The organism is uncultured Oscillibacter sp., from assembly GCF_950073225.1.
GTDB lineage: Bacteria > Bacillota > Clostridia > Oscillospirales > Oscillospiraceae > Oscillibacter.
In genome coordinates, this window is the sequence record NZ_CATMPS010000067.1 from 1 (window position 1) to 3512 (window position 3512).

2 protein-coding genes and 1 pseudogene are annotated in these 3512 nt (G+C 65.1%); all 3 read left to right on the forward strand.

Translation table 11 applies throughout. The features are described from left to right. Window positions 1-247: 247 nt before the first annotated feature. Window positions 248-1633: an MBOAT family protein gene (locus Q1M04_RS15950; RefSeq protein ID WP_297999870.1), complete on the forward strand. Its 1386-nt coding sequence runs from the start codon at window positions 248-250 to the stop codon at window positions 1631-1633. Window positions 1634-1642: 9 nt separating this feature from the next. After that, complete coding sequence (locus Q1M04_RS15955; RefSeq protein WP_297999868.1) at window positions 1643-3004, forward strand: alginate O-acetyltransferase AlgX-related protein; 1362 nt, start codon at window positions 1643-1645, stop codon at window positions 3002-3004. 43 nt (window positions 3005-3047) lie between these two features. After that, window positions 3048-3512: pseudogene (locus Q1M04_RS15960) on the forward strand (hypothetical protein); the annotation flags it as partial.

A 3512-nucleotide genomic window follows, 5' to 3' on the forward strand; every position in this document is an offset into this window, starting at 1 on the left:
CGGTCGTCCAGCGTCAAAGTCCTCACCTAAATCACCCCTTTCACCCGTTTCTGCCCCCGTTTGGGTAAAAAAATAATGCAGAAAAAGGTTGAAAAACCTTTTCTGCATTTAACTTACTACATCAGCGAACAATCCAGGCTCTGCCCTGCGCCTTGACATTTCTCTGCAAAGGTGTATAATCTTCATAGATTCGACATATTTTCCTGTTCCGGCAGCAGAAGCTTTTCTATTAGGAGTTGGTGTTTGCATGGCATTCCATTCCGCCCCCTTCCTGTTTTTCTTCTTCCCGGCAGCCTGGCTGCTCAGCCTGCTGGTTCCGGTCAGGGGGAGGAAGTATCTGCTTATTGCCGTCAGTCTGGCCTTCTATGCCTGCGGGCAGTGGCAGGGGATCCCCTGCCTTCTGCTCTCCGCCGCCGTAAGCTGGGCTGCCGGTTTTTTCATGCCCCGGGTCCGGGCGCGAAAGGCCCTGCTGGCCGCGGTCCTGACCTTCCACCTTCTCCTGCTGGGCGCTTTCAAGTACCTGGACTTCTTTACCGGGAGCCTGAACGGCCTGTTGGGGACGGAGCTCCCCGCCGCGGGGCTCCTGGCTCCCCTGGGCGTTTCTTTTTTCACCTTTAAATCCATGTCCTACGCCGTCGACGTCTTCCGGGACGAAAACGCCCGGGCCCGGCGCTTCTCCGACGTGCTTCTCTATATCTCCTTCTTCCCCCAGGCGGTTTCCGGCCCCATCTCCCGCTTCAGCCAGTTCGCCCAGGGGCTGGAAAGCCCCCGGGTCACCGCCGGGCAGGCGGCCAAGGGGCTCCGGCGCTTCACCGTGGGCTTTGCCAAGAAGGCCCTGATTTCCGAAATGGCCGCCACGGTGGTCAACGCCGCTTTCGCCCTGGGGGACGGCCTGGACTGGCGGATGGCCTGGCTGGGGGCGGTTGCCTACACCCTGCAAATTTACTTTGACTTCTCCGGCTACAGCGACATGGCCATCGGCCTGGGGTCGCTGTTCGGCTTTGAAACGCCGGAGAACTTCGATTACCCCTACATTTCCGCCTCCATCACCGAGTTCTGGCGGCGGTGGCACCTGTCCCTCTCCTTCTGGTTCCGGGATTACCTGTACATCCCCCTGGGAGGCGGGCGGCGGGGCACGGCCCGGAAGTGCCTCAATAAGGCCGTGGTCTTCCTGCTCTGCGGCCTGTGGCACGGGGCCAGCTGGACCTTCGTCCTCTGGGGCGCGTGGCACGGGCTTCTCTCCGCCCTGGAAAGCGCCCTGCCCATGAAAGCGGAGAAGCCCCTGGGCCGCTTCGCGGGGCATGTCTACACCCTGCTGGCGGTGTGCGTGGGCTTCGTGGTCTTCCGCGCATCCAGCCTCGCCGAGGCCATGACGGTCCTCCGGGCCATGTTTACCGGCTTTGTCCTCTCCCCGGCCTCCACCCTGGCCCTGGAGCGGATCAGCCCGGCGGTGTGGTGCGCCCTGGGGGCGGGGATCGTGGGCAGTCTGCCCGTGGGGCCCTGGCTGAAACGGCGGCTGGACGGCCCCTGGCTGGAGGTTTCCTCCTTCGCCGGGGCGGCGGCCCTCTTTGTCCTCTGCCTTCTGGCGGCGGCGGGCAGCAGCTTCCAGCCCTTCATTTACGCTCAGTTTTGAGGTGCCTCCATGAAAAAGAAACTCGCCTACGCCGCCTTTACGGCGCTCATCCTCCTGCTGTGCCTCATTCCCTCCCTGGGGATGCTGCTCCCCGCTCAGGAGAGCGCCGCGGGCGGCAACCAGGCCCTCTCCAGGGCCCCCTCCCTCCGGGACCCGGAGGGAAACTGGAATCCCGGCTATCTCTCCCAAATCCAGGACTACGCCGGGGACAATTTCTATCTCCGCCAGGAGATGATTACCGCCTGGTCCGCCCTGAACGCCAAGGGGCTCCGGAGCTCCATCACCGAGGATGTGGTCCTGGGCACGGACGGCTGGCTCTACTTCGCCGACACCCTGCCGGACTATGTGGGGCTGCAGCCCATGACGGACCGGGAGATCTTCTCTGCCGCCCGCAATCTCAGATTGATGGCGGAGTACTGCGAGAGCCAGGGGGCAAGGTTCCTCTTCACCCTGGCCCCCAATAAGAACTCCCTCTACCCGGAGCATATGCCAAACCTCACCCTCCCCTCCGCCCGCAAGCCCCGGGACGCGAAGCGGCTGGCGGAGGAGCTGGAACGGCAGGGCGTGGACTACCTGGACTGCTTCGCCCTCTTCCGGGGACAGGAGGAAACCCTGTATTTCAAGACCGACTCCCACTGGAACAGCAAGGGCGCGGCGCTGGCCGCCGACGCGGTGAACAGGGCCCTGGGCCGGTCCTCGGGCTACTTCGACGGTCCCTTTACCCGGGAGGAAGTCCACAAGGGCGACCTCTATGACATGCTCTATCCCGCCGGGGAGGGCCTGGAGGCCGATCCGGTCTACAGCGGCGAACTGACCATAGAATATGATGTCCCCATCCGCTCGGCGGAGAACCTCACCATCATGACCCACGGCGGCGGGGAGGGGTCCCTGGTGATGTTCCGGGACTCCTTCGGGAACAACCTCTACCCCTACCTGGCGGACAGCTTCGGCGCGGCGCTGTTCTCCCGCTCCATGCCCTACCGTCTGGATTTGGCTGCCCAGCGGGAGGCGGACTATGTGGCGGCGGAGCTGGTGGAGCGGAACCTCCGGTATCTCATTCAGAATATCCCCGTCATGCCCGCCCCCGGCCGGGGAACGGAAAAACCGGAGGGCTTCACCGTTTATGGAAGCGGCGTGAATTTCGATGTGGAGCCGTCGGAGGACCTGCCGGGCTATGTCTTGGTCACCGGCCCCACAGCTCTTGCGGGCCGGGAGCTCCCGGAGGCGGATTCCCCGGTGCTGGTCTCCGCCTCGGACGGAACGTATTATGAGGCGTTCCTCCTGGAGGGCGGGGGCGCGGGCCTCTACCTGCCGGAGGGCGTTCAGCCCCTGGGCCTTGCCTATCGCAGTCCAAAGGCCCCGGGTCTCTGAGTACCGCGTACTCAATCAAGCACGGATAAAGGAGAGAACAAGCATGGGTAAGAACAGTTGGATCGCGCTTTTGCTGGCCCTGGTGGTGCTGGTCACCACCGTACCCGTCTGCGCTGCCGGCGCGGAGAACCCTGGTGTGCAGGCCTACCGTGAGGACGACTACGGCGGCCTGGCCCCGGACCCGGTGCGGCCTCCCAGCACCCCCGGACGGCCCGCCGGGGAGGGTGATAACGGCGGCATCGCGCCGGACCCCTCCCGGAATCCCAGCGCCTCCGGACGGCCCGCCGGGGAGGGCGACAACGGCGGCGTTGCGCCGGACCCCTCCCGGAATCCCAGCGCCTCCGGACGGCCCGCCGGGGAGGGCGACAACGGCGGCGTCGCCCCGGACCCCTCCCGCACGCCCAGCGCCTCCGGACGGCCCGCCGGGGAAGGCGACAATGGCGGCGTCGCCCCCAGCCAGCCCAACTCTTCCGGACCCTCCAAGCGGAAAAACATTACGGCGGGCAAG